This window comes from Colwellia sp. 75C3 (genome assembly GCF_002836255.1).
Taxonomy (GTDB): Bacteria; Pseudomonadota; Gammaproteobacteria; order Enterobacterales; family Alteromonadaceae; genus Colwellia.
The window spans coordinates 513,720-534,783 of record NZ_PJAU01000033.1 but is presented as its reverse complement, the minus strand read 5'-3'; the positions used below and the strand labels follow the sequence as shown (position 1 = coordinate 534,783).

Annotated in this window: 20 protein-coding genes; 13 read left to right on the top strand and 7 right to left on the bottom strand. The window is 38.8% G+C overall.

Translation table 11 applies throughout. The annotated features are described in order from the left end of the window. Positions 1 to 2 precede the first annotated feature (2 nt). The 4 genes from CXF85_RS06755 to mlaF form a co-directional block, all read right to left on the bottom strand. Complete coding sequence (locus tag CXF85_RS06755; RefSeq protein WP_101227746.1) at positions 3 to 764, bottom strand: ABC transporter substrate-binding protein; 762 nt, start codon at positions 762 to 764, stop codon at positions 3 to 5. 3 nt (positions 765 to 767) lie between these two features. Then, positions 768 to 1,241: an outer membrane lipid asymmetry maintenance protein MlaD gene (gene mlaD / locus CXF85_RS06750; protein ID WP_101227745.1), complete on the bottom strand. Its 474-nt coding sequence runs from the start codon at positions 1,239 to 1,241 to the stop codon at positions 768 to 770. Positions 1,242 to 1,305: 64 nt separating this feature from the next. Further along, entirely contained in the window at positions 1,306 to 2,082 is a 777-nt protein-coding gene (gene mlaE / locus CXF85_RS06745; RefSeq protein WP_101227744.1) for a lipid asymmetry maintenance ABC transporter permease subunit MlaE, read from the bottom strand. Between the two features lie 26 nt (positions 2,083 to 2,108). Further along, positions 2,109 to 2,939 carry a phospholipid ABC transporter ATP-binding protein MlaF gene (mlaF, locus tag CXF85_RS06740; RefSeq protein WP_101227743.1) on the bottom strand — a complete coding sequence of 277 codons (831 nt, stop codon included), beginning with the start codon at positions 2,937 to 2,939 and terminating at the stop codon, positions 2,109 to 2,111. A gap of 269 nt (positions 2,940 to 3,208) precedes the next feature. Here mlaF and CXF85_RS06735 point away from each other — a divergent pair, with 269 nt between their 5' ends. The 12 genes from CXF85_RS06735 (at position 3,209) to mgtE (ending at position 12,946) form a co-directional block, all read left to right on the top strand. Continuing rightward, positions 3,209 to 4,186 carry a calcium/sodium antiporter gene (locus CXF85_RS06735; RefSeq protein WP_101227742.1) on the top strand — a complete coding sequence of 326 codons (978 nt, stop codon included), beginning with the start codon at positions 3,209 to 3,211 and terminating at the stop codon, positions 4,184 to 4,186. Between the two features lie 28 nt (positions 4,187 to 4,214). Beyond that, positions 4,215 to 5,180, top strand: coding sequence for a KpsF/GutQ family sugar-phosphate isomerase (locus tag CXF85_RS06730; RefSeq protein ID WP_101227741.1), 966 nt, complete (start codon positions 4,215 to 4,217; stop codon positions 5,178 to 5,180). Then, positions 5,180 to 5,725 carry a 3-deoxy-manno-octulosonate-8-phosphatase KdsC gene (gene kdsC / locus CXF85_RS06725; RefSeq protein ID WP_101227740.1) on the top strand — a complete coding sequence of 182 codons (546 nt, stop codon included), beginning with the start codon at positions 5,180 to 5,182 and terminating at the stop codon, positions 5,723 to 5,725. The genes CXF85_RS06730 and kdsC overlap by 1 nt, the downstream gene beginning before the upstream one ends. After that, on the top strand, positions 5,722 to 6,291 hold the full coding sequence (gene lptC / locus CXF85_RS06720; protein WP_101227739.1) for an LPS export ABC transporter periplasmic protein LptC: 570 nt from the start codon (positions 5,722 to 5,724) through the stop codon (positions 6,289 to 6,291). Before kdsC ends, lptC begins: the two co-directional genes overlap by 4 nt. After that, positions 6,278 to 6,916, top strand: coding sequence for a lipopolysaccharide transport periplasmic protein LptA (lptA, locus tag CXF85_RS06715; protein WP_232771102.1), 639 nt, complete (start codon positions 6,278 to 6,280; stop codon positions 6,914 to 6,916). The genes lptC and lptA overlap by 14 nt, the downstream gene beginning before the upstream one ends. Continuing rightward, complete coding sequence (gene lptB / locus CXF85_RS06710) at positions 6,906 to 7,661, top strand: LPS export ABC transporter ATP-binding protein (protein WP_101227738.1); 756 nt, start codon at positions 6,906 to 6,908, stop codon at positions 7,659 to 7,661. Before lptA ends, lptB begins: the two co-directional genes overlap by 11 nt. Positions 7,662 to 7,780: 119 nt before the next feature. Continuing rightward, positions 7,781 to 9,298 (top strand): RNA polymerase factor sigma-54, encoded by a 1,518-nt coding sequence (locus CXF85_RS06705; RefSeq protein ID WP_101227737.1) that lies wholly within the window; start codon positions 7,781 to 7,783, stop codon positions 9,296 to 9,298. A gap of 26 nt (positions 9,299 to 9,324) precedes the next feature. Continuing rightward, the gene (gene hpf, locus CXF85_RS06700) at positions 9,325 to 9,612 is read left to right on the top strand and encodes a ribosome hibernation promoting factor (RefSeq protein WP_101227736.1); all 288 of its coding nucleotides are present in this window, start codon (positions 9,325 to 9,327) and stop codon (positions 9,610 to 9,612) included. A 113-nt stretch (positions 9,613 to 9,725) separates the two neighbouring features. Beyond that, positions 9,726 to 10,178 carry a PTS IIA-like nitrogen regulatory protein PtsN gene (gene ptsN / locus CXF85_RS06695; protein WP_101227735.1) on the top strand — a complete coding sequence of 151 codons (453 nt, stop codon included), beginning with the start codon at positions 9,726 to 9,728 and terminating at the stop codon, positions 10,176 to 10,178. Positions 10,179 to 10,214: 36 nt separating this feature from the next. After that, a complete protein-coding gene (gene rapZ / locus CXF85_RS06690; RefSeq protein ID WP_101227734.1) occupies positions 10,215 to 11,069 on the top strand; it encodes an RNase adapter RapZ in 855 nt (284 codons plus the stop codon). A gap of 15 nt (positions 11,070 to 11,084) precedes the next feature. Then, a complete protein-coding gene (locus CXF85_RS06685; protein WP_101227733.1) occupies positions 11,085 to 11,360 on the top strand; it encodes an HPr family phosphocarrier protein in 276 nt (91 codons plus the stop codon). Between the two features lie 227 nt (positions 11,361 to 11,587). Next, positions 11,588 to 12,946 carry a magnesium transporter gene (mgtE, locus tag CXF85_RS06680; RefSeq protein WP_101227732.1) on the top strand — a complete coding sequence of 453 codons (1,359 nt, stop codon included), beginning with the start codon at positions 11,588 to 11,590 and terminating at the stop codon, positions 12,944 to 12,946. A 122-nt stretch (positions 12,947 to 13,068) separates the two neighbouring features. Here the strand turns inward: mgtE and pmbA are convergent, their stop codons facing one another. Beyond that, positions 13,069 to 14,430, bottom strand: coding sequence for a metalloprotease PmbA (pmbA, locus tag CXF85_RS06675; RefSeq protein WP_101227731.1), 1,362 nt, complete (start codon positions 14,428 to 14,430; stop codon positions 13,069 to 13,071). 127 nt (positions 14,431 to 14,557) lie between these two features. Between pmbA and yjgA the strand changes: the two genes are divergently transcribed. Continuing rightward, entirely contained in the window at positions 14,558 to 15,082 is a 525-nt protein-coding gene (gene yjgA / locus CXF85_RS06670) for a ribosome biogenesis factor YjgA (protein WP_101227940.1), read from the top strand. 121 nt (positions 15,083 to 15,203) lie between these two features. On the opposite strand, the gene tldD is transcribed toward yjgA, so the two are convergent. Together tldD and CXF85_RS06660 are read right to left on the bottom strand one after the other, a co-directional pair. Further along, positions 15,204 to 16,649, bottom strand: coding sequence for a metalloprotease TldD (tldD, locus tag CXF85_RS06665; protein WP_101227730.1), 1,446 nt, complete (start codon positions 16,647 to 16,649; stop codon positions 15,204 to 15,206). 427 nt (positions 16,650 to 17,076) lie between these two features. Beyond that, positions 17,077 to 21,045, bottom strand: a complete 3,969-nt coding sequence (locus CXF85_RS06660) for a YhdP family protein (RefSeq protein WP_101227729.1) — start codon at positions 21,043 to 21,045, stop codon at positions 17,077 to 17,079. Between the last annotated feature and the right edge of the window lie 19 nt (positions 21,046 to 21,064).

The following is a 21,064-nucleotide window of genomic DNA, read 5'->3' as shown; positions in this document are numbered from 1 at the left end:
ATTTATCCTTGCTGTTCTTGATTCACGGTTGTGCTTTCAGTTTTGACTGCGCGATTTTTAAAAACAATGTCTCGAGTACTTTTTCTTTTTAATAATTCAGTAACGTAAGGCAGACCTTTTTGTCTGATGATACTGCCTAACTCAGCTTGCTTTGAATCAAGTAAACTAACTCCTTCTGCAACCATATCGAATGCTTGCCATTGTTTAGTTTTTTTATTCAGTCTAACTTTGAACGCCACATCGATATTATCTCGACCCGCCATAATAATACTAGTATTAACAGCGACTATTCTTTTCCCCTCATAAGACCTTTCTGGGGAGAAATTCACGACTTGATTATCATATAAAGTAAAGACTTGGGCATATGAGCTCACAAGATACTCACGAAAAACGGGTACAAATGCGCGACGTTCGGCATCCGTCGTTTTCTTTAAATGTTTACCAATAACCTTAAAGGCAGAATATTTATAGTTAATATAAGGCATAAGTTCTTCACGAACGATGTCTTTTAACAAGTTGGGGTTTTCTTGAATTGCCTGTTGCTCACTAGCAAAACGTTTAAAGGTCTGTTCCGCTGCACCTTTTACCATGGTATACGGGTTACTTTGATCAACAGCTAAGCGTGTTGCCTTTGCAGGTAGCTCTGTCGCCGAAGAAGGTAACTTTGTTGCTTCTTCACCCGTTGCAACAGCACTGCTACTAAATACCAGGCTGATAACTACACTGCAAAAAACATTACCTAAACCAAATTTACTTATACTCATTAACTACTCCTCGCCACTTCCCTGGCTAAATAAAAACTGTCCAATCAACTCTTCTAATACTAAGGCTGGCTTCGTATCTTCAATAAAATCGCCAGGCTGTAATGTATCAACTGATTCATCTACAAAGCCAGGTTGTACACCTAAATATTGTTCGCCTAATAAACCTGCCGTCAATATTGCCACAGAGGTTGCTTCTGAGAATTGATTGTATTGTGTATAAATTTCAAGTGTGACTACTGGGGTATAATCTTCCTCATCTAACGAGATATCGCTAACACGGCCCACAACAACCCCACCCACTTTGATAGGAGAGCGAACTTTTAAACCGCCAATATTATCGAACTTAGCAAAAAGTTGATAACTTGCACCACCGCCACCCATACCTGAGTTTGCAACCTTAAGCGATAACATCAATAAGGCAGCTAGTCCTAATGCAACAAAAAAACCTACTAATAATTCTACTTTCTTTGACACCATGTCTTTCACCAACGCCTTGTAATAAAAAATTGAACACTCAAACGGTACAACAATGTGCCATTAACTACTTTACGAACATTAATGCCGTTAAAATAAAATCTAAAAATAAAACTAATAATGATGATTGCACTACTGTTGAAGTAGTCGCACGACTAATACCTTCAGAAGTAGGTTCACAATCATAACCCTTGTATACGGCTATCCACATAACAACAAAAGCAAAAACGATACTTTTAATAATACCGTTGAGGATATCTTTTTGAAAATCGACTTGGTCTTGCATTACCGACCAAAAAGTCCCGCCATCAACACCTAGCCAATCAACACCAACAACGTGAGCGCCAAGTATACCCACCATAGAAAAAATAGCGGCTAAGAGCGGTAAACTAATAAACCCGGCCCAAAAACGCGGTGCTATCACTCGTCTTAAAGGGTCAATAGCCATCATTTCTAAACTTGATAGCTGTTCCGTCGCTTTCATTAAACCAATTTCTGCTGTCAGTGCCGATCCTGCACGACCTGCAAACAATAACGCCGCAACCACAGGACCAAGTTCACGTAATAATGATAATGCAACCATTGGGCCTAAACTTGCTTCAGCGCCATAGCCCACTAAAATAGTATAGCCCTGTAAAGCTAAGACCATGCCAATGAAAGTACCTGACACGACAATAATCAATAAAGACAAAACACCAACGCTGTAAAGCTGCTGCATCAATAAAGGCGTACCTTTACGGATATTGGGTACATGCATTAATGCTGAAACCAATAGAATAACTGCACGGCCTAAGCCACTTATCATATTCAGCGTTTGCTTACCTAAAAACTGTATCTGCTGCACTATTTTCCACCTTGAAAATGATTCATTTATTTAGCTCTTTTTGAAGATGTTTTGACTAGTTCATCACTGTAAGCTGGCGCTTCATAATGGAAAGGTACAGCGCCATCGGCTTCGCCTTGAATAAACTGCTGCACTAAAGGAGAACTATCTTGTCGTATTTGTTCAGGTGTACCGTGGCCAATAATTTTCTTTTCGGCAACAATGTAAATATAATCGGCGATGCTCATGACTTCAGGAACATCATGGGACACCACTATAGAGGTTAAGCCAAGAGCATCACTTAATGAGCGAATTAATCGAACAATAACGCCCATAGAAATAGGATCTTGACCAGCAAAAGGTTCATCATACAAAATTAGCTCGGGATCCAAGGCTATTGCGCGTGCTAATGCTACCCTACGCGCCATTCCTCCAGAGAGCTCACTTGGTTGTAAGTGCCTTGCACCGCGTAAGCCAACCGCCTCTAATTTCATTAGTACGATTTTCTCAATGATGTCTTCAGATAATTCGGTGTGCTCTCTTATAGGGAAGGCGATATTATCGTAAACAGTCATTTCGGTGAATAACGCACCGCTTTGAAAAAGCATGCTCATATCTTTTCGTGCTTCATATAAGTCTGCACGAGAGAGCATTGGAATATTTTTTCCGGCAAAAAGTATATTACCACTATCCGGTTTTATTTGACCGCCAATTAAGCGCAACAACGTTGTTTTGCCAATGCCACTAGGGCCCATAATTGCGGTAACTTTCCCTTTAGGAATAGACAAGCTTATATCGTCATAAATGACGCGCTCACCCCGTTTAAAGGTTAGGTTTTCAATTTCAACTAAATTTATTTCAGGTGCAGAGTTTGTCATCGTTCAACGTCACTGTTAATTATTGCCTGAATCTGCAATAGAACTTCTATTAAGTAGGAGTTGATTTTACCTTAGCGCTTACAATTCTTCATTATAAATAAACCAAGAAAGGCGCCATTTTTGTAAAAAGCTGAGGGTAAATTGTAAGAAAGTGATCGTTTTTGCTTAAAAGTAAGGCAAAAAAAATATTATTTTAATTTTTCTCGCATTCTTTACTTCTTTTTTGCTCAACAACCAGCGACAATTTACGCTTAACTTTGGAGTCATTAATGCTAGAACAAATTTTTATATTACTCATCGCCCTTATTGTACTGGTTTGGAGCGCCGACAAATTCGTTTTTGGCGCGTCATCATTAGCCAGAAACTTAGGTATTTCACCCATGATCGTTGGTTTAACCATTGTTGCTATGGGTTCATCAGCACCTGAGATGATGGTAGCGGCAACAGCATCATTGCAAGGTAATCCAGATACCGCCGTTGGTAACGCTATCGGCTCAAATATTACCAATATTGCTTTGGTACTTGGTCTTACCGCCTTGTTACAGCCCTTAACCGTTTCATCACAAACAATAAAACGTGAAATCCCCCTTATTCTTGCCGTTACCGCTTTAGGTTATTGGTTACTTATTGATGACCATTTAAGTTTTGTTGAAGGCATTGTATTAATGTCTGGTTTTGCCATTTACATTATCGCACTGCTTGTTATTACCTTGAAGAAAACAAAGGGGAAACCCAGTGATGATCCTTTGATTATTGCAGCAGAACAAGATGTTGCCCCAGCAGTAAATATGAAATCATCCTTACTTTGGCTCGGTGTTGGAATCATTTTATTACCATTAAGTGCAAGCTTTTTGGTTGAATCTTCTGTATTTATTGCTAAGGCATTTGGTATTAGTGATTTAGTGATAGGGTTAACTATTATTGCTATTGGTACTAGCTTACCAGAGCTCGCTGCTAGCATTATGAGCATTATTAAAAAAGAAGATGACTTAGCATTAGGTAATATCATAGGCTCAAATATCTTTAATATTCTGGCTGTGTTACCTATTGCCGGTTTGATTGCTCCTGGTGATATTGATCCCTTAGCTGCCAGTAGAGATGCACCCTTTATGTTAGGTGTTACTTTATTGCTGTTTATTTTGTGCTTTAGTCGACGCTTTGGTGCCTTTAGAATTACCCGTGCAAAAGGCGCATTATTACTGTTAAGCTTTATCGCCTATCAAGTATTACTTTTTAGTCAATTATAATTATAAGAACTGATATAAATTAATCATTATGCAAAACTTCAAACAGTTAGCAAAAAACGTTATTGAAATTGAACAGCAAGCCATTGCTGAACTAGTGCAATATATTGATGATAATTTTGAGCTTGCTTGCCAACTCATGTTTCATTGCAAAGGGCGAGTTATCGTCATTGGTATGGGCAAGTCAGGTCATATTGGCGGAAAAATAGCAGCGACTCTTGCTAGTACAGGCACACCTGCTTTCTTTGTTCATCCTGGAGAAGCGAGCCATGGTGATTTAGGCATGATCACCAGTAATGATGTGGTGTTAACCATCTCTAATTCAGGTGAAACCAGTGAAGTACTTGCCATCATTCCTGTGATTAAACGCATAGGCGCTAAATTAATTTCAATGACAGGTAATGTTGACTCTACCTTAGCTAAATTAGCCGATACGCATGTCTGTATTAAAGTATCAGCAGAAGCGTGTCCATTAGGTTTAGCACCGACATCAAGTACCACTGCAACCCTAGTTATGGGTGATGCTTTAGCTGTCGCTTTACTCAATGCTCGTGACTTTACTGCTGATGATTTCGCTTTATCACACCCAGGTGGCAGCTTAGGTAAACGCTTATTGCTACGCTTAAAGGATATTATGCATCAAGGCGACAGAATACCTGTAGTTTCTGAACATGCACTTATCAAAGAAGCTTTGGTTGAAATGTCATTAAAGGGTTTAGGCATGACTGCTATAGTTAATGATAAACAACAATTGGTTGGCTTATTTACTGATGGCGATCTTCGCAGAGTATTAGATAATAGAGTAGATATTCACAGTGATAGTATCAGTACTGTAATGACACATGATCCCAGAGTGGCGCAAAGTGATATGTTAGCTGCACAAGCTTTGAAAATAATGGAAGACAATAAGATAAACGGCCTAATCATTGTCGATAACAATAATAAACTTGTTGGTGCAATGAATATGCATGACTTCTTAAGCTCTGGAGTGCTTTAATGAATACTTTATATGGTAATGTCCAAAATAACATTTTAGCGAAAGCTCAACAAATACGCTTACTGGTTTGTGATGTTGATGGCGTATTTTCTGACGGTAGAATATATTTGGGTAATGATGGCGAAGAGCTAAAAGCGTTTCACACTAAAGATGGCTTTGGCATAAAAGCGCTAGGCGCTAGTGGTGTTGATGTTGCCATTATTACCGGCAGAAACTCTTCAATTGTGGCAAATCGTATGAAAGCACTAAATGTTGCACATATTATTCAAGGTCAAGAAGATAAGTTACCGGCCTTAATCCATTTAACTCAACAATTGAACATTGATCTGAACGAAGTAGCTTACATAGGTGATGATGTACCTGATTTACCTTGTATTGAAGCCGTAGGGCTTGGCATTAGTGTTGCTGACGGCCACCCTTTAGTGTTACTTGATGCAGATTACACCACCTTCACTCGTGGTGGCTTTGGTGCGGTAAGAGAAACCTGCGATTTGATTATGCAAAGTCAAGGCAGCTTGGCTAGTGCCTCAGGCGCAAGTATATGAATAGATTAAATAGCCTAACGCTATTTGTCTTACTGCTTAGTGCGCTAGTTTATGGCATTATTGAATGGCGTACCGCTACCATTGAACAAGATACCTTAATTGTAGATGAGCAGCGCCCTGACTTTATCGCTGAGCAGCTGCAAAGCAAGATTTATAGTGAACTAGGGCAACTGTCACACACCATTGAAGCACAAAGAATGGAACATTATTCTGATTTAGAAGTCAGTTATTTTGAATCGCCAAATTACACTTTATACCCGCAAAAGAATGGTCTACCTTGGAAGCTCAGCGCGCAAGAAGCTACACTTTACAAAGACAATCGTGTAGAGCTAAAAAATCAAGTACATATTATAGCAACCGAAAGTGATAGCTTAATAAAAGAGATTCATTGCAAAACAATCGCATTAGATTTAAAAACAAATATCATTAGTTCAGAGCAAGCAGTTGTTGTAGTCGGAAAAGACTTCACCATGTATGGCTCAGGATTGATTATCGATTTAAACACCAAACAAATGACCCTAACCCAGCATGAACGTACTATTTATAAAAAATATGATGAAAGCTAATTTAAACCGTATTACCTTCAAACGTAAGAACTTCACCCATAATACTTTTAAAGTATTAGCGCTAAGTTGTTGTCTCGTTTTTTTTAGCTCTGCTCAAGCCGCTAAAAAAGATTTAGAACAAGAAATCACTATTAAATCGCAACGACAAGCTGCTGATCTTAAAAACAAAATTGCTAGTTATTTAGACAATGTAAGTATTCGTCAAGGTTCTATCTCTATTACCGCTGATATCGTTAAAGTATTTAGTGTGATCGATAAGAAGAGCGGCGAAAAAAAGGATACTTATTTAGCAAAAGGTAAACCCGCTATATTCCAGCAACAACTAGAAGACGGTAGTTTAATAAAATTACAAGCTAATGAAATAACGTATAGCCCAAATTCTAATATGATCACGATTACAGGTAATGCTTTAGTCAAACAAGCGGGTAGTGAAGTCAGTGGTAATGAAATAACTTATAATACGCTGAGTGAAAAATTAGAAGCAAAAAGTGCTAATAATCAATCTGTTACAACCGTATTGCAACCCACTATTTTGAAAAAACAAAAAGAAACACACGAAAAATATAAAGCAGAAAAAGTGACTGATAAAGTAGTTGAAAAAGAAGGCGATAGCCGTGACAACTAATTCCGAACAGAAGCCTCAGGTTAATACCCTTATTGCCGATGGTTTATCCAAATCATACAAAAGCCGACAAGTGGTTAAAAATGTTAGTTTACAAGTAGATGCTGGACAAATCGTTGGTTTATTAGGGCCTAATGGCGCAGGAAAAACCACCTCTTTTTATATGATTGTTGGCTTAGTACCCAATGATAATGGAACGATCAAGCTCAACGGTGAAGACTTAACGCTTGCCCCAATGCATGAAAGGGCCCGTAGCGGCATTGGCTATTTACCACAAGAAGCATCAATTTTTAGAAAGCTTACCGTCACTGATAATATCATGGCGATATTACAAACACGTAAAGAACTTACTGAAACTCAGCGAGCTGAAAAGCTCGAACATCTTTTAGAAGAGTTTCACATTTGCCATATCAAAGATAATACCGGCATGAGCTTATCCGGTGGTGAAAGACGTAGAGTTGAAATTGCCCGTGCATTAGCTGCAGACCCTCAATTTATTTTATTAGATGAACCTTTTGCCGGTGTTGACCCTATTTCGGTTGGCGACATTAAAAAAATCATCTTACACTTAAAGGAACGAGGCATTGGCATATTAATCACCGACCATAATGTTAGAGAAACTTTAGACGTTTGTGAGCATGCTTACATAGTTAGTCATGGTGAAATAATTGCACAAGGTAATGCAGATCAAATTCTTGCGAATCAAAAGGTCAGAGATGTATACCTTGGCGAACAATTCACGCTATAGTTAATTTATAGATTAAGTTGTAACTTAATCACTCTAGCTAAAACAGTTAATAGAAAAGTCGTTACACATTACAAAAGCGTAACGACTAAGAATAATAAATAGGAAATCATATAACCTAGATGCGCCCTACACTACAGCTCCGTATTGGACAACAGTTAACGATGACCCCGCAGTTGCAACAAGCGATTAAGCTATTGCAATTATCGACGTTAGAGTTACAACAAGAAATTCAAGAAGTTTTAGAGAGCAACCCACTACTTGAGCTTGAAGAAAAAGCCCAAAGTGAAGGTACTACTGAACAAAATAATCTCGAAGAAGCTTTTTCAAGCAACACCAATGAGACAACAACTGAACAAGCAACAAGCGACGGTAGTGAAGATCAAAAGGCCAGTATCGACGAAATATCGACTACTGAGGCGATGGAAAAAAACGACATACCAGAAGAACTCAATATAGATACTACCTGGGAAGATAGTTACAGTGCTGGCGTTTCAAATACAGGTGCAGTAAGTAGTCCCGCTGATGACTTTACTTATCAAGGTGAAACTACTGATTCCATACAAGATCATTTATTATGGCAAATGGAATTAACGCCCTTCACCAATACCGATAAAACCATCGCTATTGCTATTATTGAAGCGGTTGATGATGCAGGCTATTTAACCGTATCACCCGAAGATATCTTAGAAAGTGTCGGTACTGAAGGCCTAGAGCTTGATGAAGTAGAAGCGGTATTAAAGCGGATTAATATGTTTGATCCTATTGGTGTTGCTGCTCGCTCAATTCCTGACTGCCTGCTTATTCAATTAAATCAATTTAGTGCTGATACCCCTTACCTGAAAGAAAGTAAATTGATTATTAATGAGCATATAGATTTGCTCGGTAATCGAGATTACCGCCAGTTAATGCGTAAAACAAAATTAAAAGAAGAACAGCTACGTGAAGTAATGCGTTTAATTCAAAGCTTAAATCCTCGACCGGGTGATGCAGTAATTAAAGGCGATGACCAATATGTTATTCCTGATGTAACTGTTGAGAAGAAGAATGGTCGTTGGGTGGTTGAATTAAATTCAGATACTGCACCAAAGTTATCGATTAATAAGCAGTATGCGGCAATGTCTAAAACAATGAAATCGTCAACTGACGATGGACAATTTATTAGATCTAACTTGCAAGAAGCTAAATGGTTTATTAAAAGTTTAGAGTCTCGTAATGACACGCTACTTAAAGTATCTAACTGTATTGTTCAACGCCAGCAAGGCTTTTTAGAACATGGTGCAGAAGCCATGAGACCTATGGTATTAAACGATATAGCTGAAGCTGTTGATATGCACGAATCCACTATTTCACGTGTTACCACGCAAAAATATATGCATACACCAAGAGGCATCTTCGAACTGAAGTACTTCTTCTCTAGCCATGTTAGTACAGAAAATGGTGGCGAATGCTCATCCACAGCAATTCGTTCTTTAATTAAAAAACTTATCTTAGCGGAAACTCCTGCTAAACCGTTAAGTGATAGTAAAATGGCTAATTTATTAGCCGAGCAGGGAATAAAAGTGGCACGACGTACCATAGCTAAATACCGTGAATCATTAGCGATACCACCGTCAAACCAACGTAAGAGTTTACTTTAGAAGACAACAATAAAAGGATCATGCTTATGCAAATTAATCTTTCTGGCCACCATGTTGAAGTAACCAGTTCACTACGCGAATATGTTGATACAAAATTCTCTAAATTAGAACGACATTTTGATCATATCAATAATGTCCATGTGGTACTTACCGTAGAAAAACTTAATCAAAAAGCTGAAGCTAATGTTCATATGAACGGTAGTGAAGTATTTGCTTCAGCAGTAAACGCAGACATGTATGCTTCTATTGATACCTTGGTTGATAAGCTTGATAGGCAAATCCTTAAGCATAAAGGTAAGCTATCTCAGCATTAAGCTAACTTATACCTATTTCAATAGAACGCTTTAAAGTAATTAAAGCATGATAAAACAGGCGCCCGAGCTAAATGATTTAGCGTAAGAGGCGCCTTATAACCATTAACAAAATTATGCAATTATCAGAAATATTAACAACAAGTAGTACCTGTTGTGCTGTAGCCGTAACCAGCAAAAAACGTATTCTAGAAAAAATCTGTCAACTCGCAGCTACCCAAGTAACTGACATAGAGCAAGATGAACTATTGGATAGTTTGCTTGATAGAGAGAAAATGGGCAGTACAGGCATAGGTAATGGCATTGCGATCCCTCATGGTCGATTACCCAATTCAAGTAAAGCGGTTGCCGTATTAATAACAACCGAAAAAGCTATCGACTTTGATGCCATAGATAATAGAGAAGTAGATGTTTTTGTGGCCTTATTTGTGCCAGAAAATAGCTGCCAAGAACATTTAGATACACTACAAAGTATTGCTAAATTATTTAGTGACAAAAAGATGATCAAGCAAGTTCGAAAATGCAATGATGATCAGGCACTCTATAACTTAATTCAACAAGCAAGCTAACTGTAGCCGTAAAACAAAGTACTCGGAATATAATAAATGAAACTAATCATTGTCAGTGGTCGTTCTGGCTCAGGTAAATCAGTAGCGCTACGGGTCTTAGAAGATCTTGGTTATTATTGTGTCGATAACATCCCTATTAATCTACTGCCCGCCTTAACGCATACTGTTATTAACGACTATGAAAACGTTGCCGTTAGTTTAGATGTGCGAAATCTACCTAAAGACCCTGAAGATATTCCTGAAATTATTGCTTATTTACCCAAAGCGGTAGACGTGAATACACTGTTTTTAGATGCCGATGATAATGACTTAATCAGACGCTTTAGCGAAACACGCCGTTTGCATCCTCTTATTAAAGAAAACATGGCGCTTGATCAGGCTATTGCTTTAGAAAAATCATTACTAGAGCCTATATCCACTAACGCTGACCTGTATATTAATACTAGTCAACTTACCCCCCACCAACTAGCTGACTTAGTCAGAGAGCGTATCTTAGGAAAGAAAACGGGATCTATGGTCTTAGTGTTTGAATCCTTTGGTTTTAAACACGGTATTCCTGTTGATGCTGATTATGTTTTTGATGCTAGATTTTTACCTAACCCATTTTGGGAAAAGTCCCTTAAAGGTAAAACAGGTGTCGATTCAGAGGTAAAAGACTTCCTTGCGAGCCAAGCAATTGTTACTAAATTTATCTGGCAAATTAACAGCTTTATGATGACTTGGTTACCGCATTTAGAGCGTAATAATCGTAGTTATGTCACCATCGCCATAGGCTGTACGGGTGGTAAACATAGATCTGTTTATATCGCTGAAATGTTGGCAAAAAATTTCCGTAAAGAGCGTGAAGATATTCAAACTCACCATAGAGATATTGATGTTAAATCTACCTAACAAAACGGCAGTCAAATGAATACTATCTCTCGACAAGTAACAATCTGCAATAAGCTAGGTTTACATGCGCGTGCAGCGACTAAATTAGCGCAATTAAGCCAAAAGTTTTCAGCAAAAATCACTCTCGAATTGGCTGGTAAAGAAGCAGATGCAAGCAGTATTATGGCATTAATGCTATTAGCTGGCGGTCAAGGGAAGATTGTAAATATCACCGTTCAGGGTAAAGATGCGCAGTTGGCTTTAACTGAAATATGCCAACTTATTTCTGATAAATTTGACGAAGCTGAATAAATAATTCATTGACTCCTCGATATAAGTACAAGCTAAAATCTGTTTCCATAAGATAAAAAAGCTGATAAAACCACTAAGTTACGATAAACTTAAGCTTATTTTCAGCTGCTTTCCAAAGAAAGCTGCTTTCTTTTCATCATTAAATGACCCTCCGTTTCGCGACTTTTTCAGCGACACACTCTTTAGAGGGTTTTCTGTGCAATATACACTAAAGAAGTAGAGTTGCTATGCCAGAATTATCAGAAAAAGAATTTAACCAAAGAAGATTACAACAGGTAAACGAAGCACTTGATAGTGGTATGTTCGTTTATGTGCGAAAATTACTCCAGCACATGCCCGCTTATGATTTAGCGCTGATCTTAGAATCATCCACGGCAAAAAGTCGCCCAGTGCTGTGGCAACTGATTGACCCTGATTTTCATGGTGAAATACTCGAAGAGCTTAATGAAGAGGTCCGTAAGGGCATTCTTAAAAGCATGCGTCCTGAAAAGCTTGCAGCTGTTGCTGAAGGCATGGATATTGATGATTTAGTAGAAGTTTTCCGTACTCTACCAGACAGTATTTATAACGAAGTACTGAAGTCGATGGACTCACAAGACCGTAGTCGTGTCGAAACAGCGTTATCTTATGAAGAAGATACCGCTGGCGGGATAATGAATACCGATACCATCACCTTACGCCCTGAAGTCACTGTTGATGTGGTACTAAGATATCTACGCCTAAAAGGTGACCTACCTGACGCAACAGATTCATTTTATGTTGTAGACCGTAAAAATATATTTATTGGTGCGGTATCACTTGCATCCATTGTGACAGCTAAAGCTGATGTTATTGTTTCTAATTTGATCAATGCTGAAGTTGAAGCGGTACAAGCAGATATGGGCGAGCAAGATGTTGCTCAACTTTTTGAACGCCATGACTGGTTTTCTGCTCCTGTTGTTAATGAAGAAGGACACTTGCTCGGTCGTATTACTATTGATGATGTTATCGATATTATTCGTGAGAATGCTGAGCATTCCATGATGAGTATGGCGGGTTTAGATGACGAGGCGGATACCTTTGCCCCTGTAATTAAAAGCACTAAACAGCGCTCATTATGGCTTGGCGTTAACCTTATCACCGCATTAATGGCTGTTGCCGTGACTAGTATGTTTGAAGGGGTATTTCAGCAATTAGCCATTTTAGCGGTACTAAACTCCTTGGTGCCTAGTATGGGTGGTGTTGCCGGTAATCAAACCTTAACGCTGGTTATTCGTGGTATGGCGTTAGGTCATGTCGGCGACAGTAACGCTCGCGCTCTGTTAACCAAAGAGGTAGCTATTGGTTTTTTAAATGGCATCATTTGGGCTACCTTAATAGCCACAGTGGTCGCGATTTGGAAGCAAGACTTAATGCTTGGTGGCGTAATTGCCTTTGCTATGTTGATGAATATGACTGCAGCTGGACTTGCTGGTGTAAGTATTCCGCTGTTGTTAAAACGTCTCAATATAGATCCCGCACTAGCAGGTAGCGTAATTATTACTACGGTAACTGATGTGGTTGGAATTTTCGCTTTCTTAGGAACAGCGACGTTACTTCTTACTTAGTCTTTTTCCAAGAATAATCACCTAGCTTCATCAACAAAAAAGCGTTATCAATGTAACATTGATAACGCTTTTTTATTGATATAGCTTTGATAAATTTTGGTCTTTACCAATAGATGTATTTACTAATGTCCGGCAACTTGCATTTCATCAATTAGAATTGAACCGGTACGGATACTTCCGCGCATATCAACATCAGAGCCAACAGCGACAATACTTTTAAACATTTGAGATAAGTTACCCGCTATGGTTATTTCACTTACCGGGTAAGCAATTTCACCATTTTCTACCCAAAATCCTGCAGCACCACGAGAATAATCGCCATTAACAACATTTACCCCTTGCCCCATTAACTCAGTAACTAACAAACCAGTACCTAAGGTTTTTAACATAGCATCAAAATTACCATCATGGCCCTGAGCATCGACTAACCAGTTATGGATACCACCCGCATGACCGGTAGTGGTAAGTCCCATTTTTCGGGCTGAATAACTCGTCAATAAATAAGTTTGTAATGCCCCTTGGGTAATAATTTCTCTATCTTGGGTTAATACCCCTTCACTATCAAAAGCACTACTCGCTAACGCTTTAGCAATATGAGGTCTTTCACTAATATTTAAAAATTTAGGGAAAACATCATTGCCAAGCGCATCAAGTAAAAAAGATGACTTACGATATAAATTACCACCACTAATCGCGGCAATAAAATGTCCCCAAATAGTATTGGCAATATCTGCTCTAAATAAAACAGGCACTTTACCGGTAGGAATTGTTTGTGGCTTTAAACGAGAGAGTACTTCTTGTGAAGCTTGCTGACCTATATTCTTAGCACTTTCTAACGCAGAAAATTCGCGACTAACACTGTAAGCATAATCACGCTCCATGTCATCGCCATCATTGGCAATCATCACACAGCTCAAGCTATGACGCGTACTTGGGTAACCGACTAATTGCCCATGACTATTACCATAAACTTTAAAACCTGAAAAGGTATCGAAGTTTGCACCATCTGAATTGCTAACACGAGCATCAACAGCTAAAGCGCTTTCTTCGCATTCTTTCGCCAGCTCAATAGCTTCCTCGGTACTTATTTCATGAGGATGATATAAATCTAAATCAAGTGGGTTCATAGCCAGCAGAGACTTATCAGCTAAACCTGAACAATCGTCTACTGAGGTATACTTAGCAATGTTTACTGCTGCAGTAACCGTTTGAATTAGTGCTTTTTCTGACAAATCAGCGGTAGAAGCACTGCCTTTACGGCCTTCACGGTAAACAGTAATACCTAAACCACCATCATTAGTAAACTCAACATTTTCCACTTCCCCCATGCGCGTACCAACACTTAAACCTTGTTGGCGGCTCATAGCAACTTCTGCACCATCTGCGCCAAGTGATTTAGCAAGTTCAAGTACCGTGCTAACACGTGCTTTAACTTCGCTGAGTTGTTTCATTAGGGGATCATGCGATTTAGAGGCTAGGGTCATATTGGTTTCTACTTTCTCTTTTCTTGGTAAGGAGTAATAAGGCGTAAACAGTGACTTAGAATATTATTAAAATAGTGATATAATAAGAGCAATTATAATTTATTTTAACATGGTATTAGACATTATTATGCCCCAGTCAGCCAAAGATATCGACGAATCTTCAGAAGAAATGGAAGAAGAGTTAAAAAGTAAAAGCGAAGTTAAGCGTGAAATGCATAAATTGCAAGATTTCGCAGAGAGCTTAATAGAAATGTCTAAGCATCAGCGAAGCCGTTTACCCTTAAGTGAAGACCTAAAAGATGCTATGATTTTAGCGGATAAGATCAGCAATAAGCATGAAGCTTTACGACGTCATATTCGTCATACGGCAAGAATACTTTTAGAAACTGATCTTGGTCCAATCCATCATGCAATTGAAGTAATGGCTAATAAGCATCAGCAAGAAACAGCAAAGTTTGTTCGTTTAGAAACTATTCGAGATGAATTGATCGAGCAAGGAAATGATGCTGTTGAAGCATTAATTACCGAATTTCCTGCAATCGAGCGACAAAAAATCAAGCAATTGATTCGCCATGCAGCAAAAGAGAAGAAAGAAGAAAAATTAGGTAAGCATTATAAAAACTTATTCACTTACCTAAAAGCTAATGCTTAAAGCTAATACCTAAAGCAAACGCTTAAAAGCGTTAAATAGGTAAAGAAAGTAAATATTAGCAAGCACTATCAATTTAGTGCTTGCTAACTTTTCGGTTAACTAATTTATTAATACTCGCTAGTTACTGCGTACCACCAACAGTCATTTCATCAACTTTTAATGTAGGTTGACCAACACCGACAGGTATACTCTGACCATCTTTACCACAGATACCAACACCCGCATCAAGTTTTAGATCATTGCCAACCATACTGATTCGTTTCATCGCTTCAGGTCCATTACCTATTAAGGTAGCGCCTTTAACAGGTGATGTTATTTTACCGTCTTCAATTAAATAAGCTTCTGAACTGGTAAAAACAAATTTACCAGAAGTAATATCTACCTGTCCACCAGCAAAGTTTGGTGCATAAATACCTTTTTTAACTGACTTAATAATATCTTCAGGACTAGACTCGCCCGCTAACATATAAGTATTAGTCATTCGTGGCATAGGTAAATGTGCATACGACTCACGTCTACCATTACCTGTTGGCTTCACGCCCATTAGGCCAGCATTATGCTTATCTTGCATGTAACCTTTCAGGATGCCCTTTTCAATCAACACATTATATTGTCCAGGTGTGCCTTCATCATCAATAGATATTGAACCACGACGATCGGCTAATGTACCATCATCAACAATGGTACAAAGTTCAGAGGTAACTTGCTGACCTACTTTACCTGAAAATGCTGACGAACCTTTACGGTTGAAGTCGCCTTCCAAACCATGCCCTACTGCTTCATGCAGTAATACACCAGGCCAACCTGCACCTAATACCACAGGATAAGTACCTGCAGGCGCTTCAATCGCGACTAAGTTAACTAATGCTTGTCTAACAGATTCTTCTGCATAAGCGAGGTAACGTGGTTTATTACCTCCCGTCTCAACTTCAAAAAAGTAACTGTAATCTGTACGAGCACCACCACCAGCACTAGCGCGTTCACGCTTGCCATTTTCTTCAACCAATACTGAACAGTTTAAGCGAACTAATGGACGGATATCTGTAGCAAAAGTTCCATCACTAGCACTCACTAATATAGTTTCATAAACACCTGATATACTAGCAATAACTTGCTTAACACGGCTATCAACTTGACGGGCATGTGCTTCAATCTGATGTAACAAATCAATTTTTTGCTCTTGTGTTAAGCTGCCAAGCGGCTCAACAGATTGATAAACTTCAATCGGTGATTGACGGCTAAACGCTTTAACTGTCGCGCCAGTACCGCTATCGGCAATACCTTTAGCTGCATCTGCTGCTTGTTGAAGCGCTTCAGGCGTAATATCATCAGAATAGGCAAAGCCTGTTTTTTCACCTGATATAGCTCTTACGCCAACACCACGTTCAATGTTATATGAACCTTCTTTGACAATGCCATCTTCTAGTACCCAAGTTTCATGCTGACTCGCTTGAAAATATAAATCCGCATAATCAACTTGTCGACCCATCATACTTTTTAGGGTTTTTGACAACATTTCTTCATCAATATGACTATCACTTAATAAGGATTTTTCAACTATATTCATTAGGTCTTAGCTCTACTTCTATGTTCTTTAATTATAATCAGATTGCTGCTATATACCCAAGCCACTTGAAGCTGTGTGTTTCAGGGCCCCTGAGCGATTTATGATCAAGGCGCCTCCTTTTATCAAGGGTTATTCCCTTAAAAATGAGGCAACGAAGAGCATAAACTGCTCAGGAGTCCCCATAGGGCTGGTTTATAAACGCTTTATGCTACGTTATTGATTTTGAGAAGGGAGTAACCATTCTCTTCAATCAATGCCTTGCCTAAAGGCGTTTCTAATTCCAGCTGAAACCTGCATCTTCATGCGGTTTGGGTATATGTTTTCAGCGACGAGTTCAAAGGCATGCTTTGACATATGCGTATTAATCTTTCAGGGTGATAGTCGATTGAAATACAACCATCACCCGTTTCAATATTTTGGTAAATTCTTAATCACTCTTACTAGCCGAATTTTTGGCAGGAATATCCTTTTCAATCGATTCTTCCTGTCTAACGTCTTCTGTAGGCATAGTACTTTCTACAATAATATCTTTGCTTTTTCTATCAACTTCCTCAAACTCAGGTTTTTCAATAGTGCCCGTTAGTTCAAAGGTAAATTCAGAAACCACCTGTGATTTTATCACTTGGTCAATAGCGACACCGGCCAAAAAGGTAACTGGGTTTAGTGTCGCAATCCAAGCCAATACAGGTAAACTTGACGTTAATTCGGGTTTATAGGACATATCATAATTGAGCTTACCCGTTACCAAATTAGTATAACCTGTCATAAACAAGTTACCGGCTGTACCATTCATTTCGGTATTATCAGTCGTTAACAGCCCTTGCTTTAATTGGTAATCACCTTCGATACTACTATAAAACATACCATCGCTAAAAATATCACGAAAATCGAGTGTTAACTTACGTACCAGTGATTGTAAGCTCAGCACAGAAAGAATTTTTGCTTTATCACTAACATCAGCTAAATAGCCGTCATCAAGTCGACCATTAACCCTACCATTTAATTGGCTCACCGTTAAGTTATGTAAACCGCCCGCCCAGTTAAGATCTACGTCAATTTTAGCACCACTGTCTTTTATTATCGATTCGTAGCCCATTGCTTGCAACTCTGTCTCAATATCATCAATGGATAACTTCCCCTGTAACGTGGTTTTTGATTCTTGCGTATTATGAAGCCACTGGCCAGTCAGTGTTAATTGTGTTTTATCACGCTTTGCGCTGAAATCGGTAAATTCAATGATCTGATGATCAACACGCTTCACTTGTACATCCACTTCCCCTAAATCTAACAAGCCTATTGCACAACTATCGCAATGGAACGTCAACGGGGGAATATTAGCAAAAACAATATCATTTTCGTTTTTATCGGGTTGCTGTACAGCTAATGCTGAACTCACCTCTTGCTCTTCTTTATTTTGGGGCAACTTTAAAAATTCAGCGTTGATATCTAAGCCCTGCTCTAGCCAGTCAGGATAAATTTTTATTTGGCTACGCGTTTCTTTGGCATTAAGTTGTAATAACCACCATTGTTCTTTATCTAACAAATTAAAAGAAACATTAGTGAGCTGCTGGCCGAGTATTTTCAACTCATTAATTGAGCCCCTAATCCTTTTCGGTTTGGCTAAAAACGGGACTGAAATTTCTTGTTCTACATTATTTGTTGATGCTTGTTTACCTGCAGGTGCATAACTTGAAGGTTGATTAATACTGTCAATAATATCGCTGATTAATGGTTGCCATTCAGAAATGTCTGCCTGTTCAAGTTTAGTGGTTATATGAAAACCATCACTTGGCAAAGCCATAGTTCCTTCACCAAACATTAAATTAGCACGAGTAAATGCGGTACTCTTATGATCTAGCAGCCCAGAGAAATGCATTTTATCACCATAATTCAGCACAATTTTAGACTGGGCCTGCTCGCCATTAACTTGTAGTGATAAATGATTCTCTTGCTCGATATTGCGATCATAAGGAGCGGGTAATAATAACTGAGTATTCGTTAAGTCAGAGTCGAAACTTGCGTTATATGAAAAGCCACCTTGGTGATGCTGATGCAAAGAAAGAGTGCCTTGCCAAGGTAATTCACCTTGGGTATATCGCTTTAATTTTTGTGGCATATGAGCTAACCATGCTGACTCTGGCCAAAGTGCTGCTAGCTTTATATCCGTATCATAATAATCATCTTTATCCATGCCACTGATATCGAGTGAAATAGGTAAGCCTTGCCAGTTCAACGTTAAATCTTTAGTACTGATTTTATCGTTGCTAAAGCTTAGCTCACCATGTACTTCACTAAAATCCATTTTCGGTGTTTGCAAGGCCACTTGATTATTATCAAACTTAATGGTGCCACTTGCTAACGCTTGCTCATTATTATTCAGTGGTAGGTTTAGATGAAAATCTCCGCTCACTTCGCCATTAATTTTCAACTGTTCTAATACACTGCCTACACTATCTTTGAATGGGCTTTGGTTCATCAAATCGCCAATATAACGCGCTTGTGTTGGCTTGATTCCGGCATCTACCGTTAAAATTTGTCCATGAGCTAAATCAGCAATTCCAGCGCGAACTCCGGTGACATCTAAGCCTGTTAATTTTCCACCTCGACCTGTTATTAGCATGGAGTTATTAGTGAAGTTTAAATTAGCGACGAAATCAGTAATCGCTGGCCAATTTTCGACAAATTTAAATTCTGACTGACTCAACTCGGCATCGACAACAAAAATACCACTACCATCGGTAAACGGAAAACGGTTGATCGGACCATTGATGAGTATTTGCGCCTCTTCAACTCGCCCTGAAACAACCGCAGCATTTAGATAACTAACTAAATTATCGCTCATAATAGGTAAAGGCAAATAACGACCTACTAAGCCGGCATTGCCATTGGTCACATTAGCCAATAAGGCTAAGTTAACTTCACCATCAATTGGCGCTTCAACGTTAACTATTGCCGATAAATTAATTTCTTCTGATAGTAAATCTATTGTTTCAACTGTTAATTCCCAGCCTTTGTCATCAAAGACCGCATTTAGCTTTCCTGAAAGGCTTTGATAAGGGAAAGCTTGTACAAACAACTTATCAAAATCTAAATTACCTTGTTTAGCGCTAAAGTCTACCGAGAGGTAATTGTTTACATAACTAAGGCTGCCAGAGACATTTTCTAGCCCTGGTATGCCATAGCTATAGCTATTATTAAAGGCAGAGAAGTTGGTCAATATTTGTAATTCGTTATTTTGATTACGGATATAAAGGTCTTCAATTTTACCGTTTAAAGTCATCTCAGACAGTAAATTGCGTGTTTCTTGTTTTGCTACGATCAAAGGCGTAAGTTGCGCCAGCATAGCAACGTCAATCTCAGACAGGTGCAAGGAGAAATCATCGCCTTGTTTAGCCAACATCGCACTAAACTTCTGCGATTCTTGGTCGTTAAACTGTAATGATAACGGCGTGCTGTAGAGCTTAAAGCTTCGTTCAGTTTTGCCCTTTACCAACAATAATTGCCCTTGGTCTAAGGTGAGTTGTTGTTTGTTATCCGCAACCTGCCAATGCATGCTGCTGTCAGAAAAATTAACTTGTAAACGATCAACCTCGCTACTATTGATACGTAACCATGCAGAAAAATTAATATCTGTGCTAGTTTTATCATCTTCAAGCACTAAAACGTTATCTAACCAAGGCGTTATATCAATTTGATTGGCTTGTAAGTACATTTGCCCAGTAAGTGCACTGCCCTTATTACCTTGTAGGTCTAATTTCAGCTGCAAGTTATTTGAACTTAAACCGTTGAGTACCACACTGCCTTCGGCTTGATGGCGATCACCACTGTTTAACCAGCGTAATTGATTTAACCTGATACTTCGCGTGATCGACTGATTGCTAACGGTGATTTGACTATCTCTAATAGAAAATCGCGTGATACGGTTTAAAAAAAGATCGCTAATAGTACTAATATCATCGGCTTCGTTATCTTTTTCAACTTGAGTTGTATCGTCGCTATCTTTCTTACCCAGCCACAGCTTTTCAGAAACATTTGCGGTCGCCCCTGAAAGAATGAGGTTTTTCGAAATTAACTCTTGTTGTGAAATAGTACTCCAGAAGTCTACCTGAAGCTCAAGTTGCTTGATGAATAATGACGCACTTTTGGTTTTAAGTATTTGGACATCACCAATGATCAGGATAGGTCCAGATCTTTGCCATGTCATACTTAATGTGCCAATAGAAATATTGGCTTGTATTTTTTCGTTTAAATAATTTTGTAGGGGAAGTCGGTAGTGGTGCACATAGGGTAAAAATAAACGGAAAGCACTGATCAAAACAGCTAACAGCACCAACAAGATGGCAACAGTTTTATAAAGGCGGTTTAGCCAGCGGTTAGAAGTACTTACAATGCTCATTAAAACGTAGAGAGTCCTA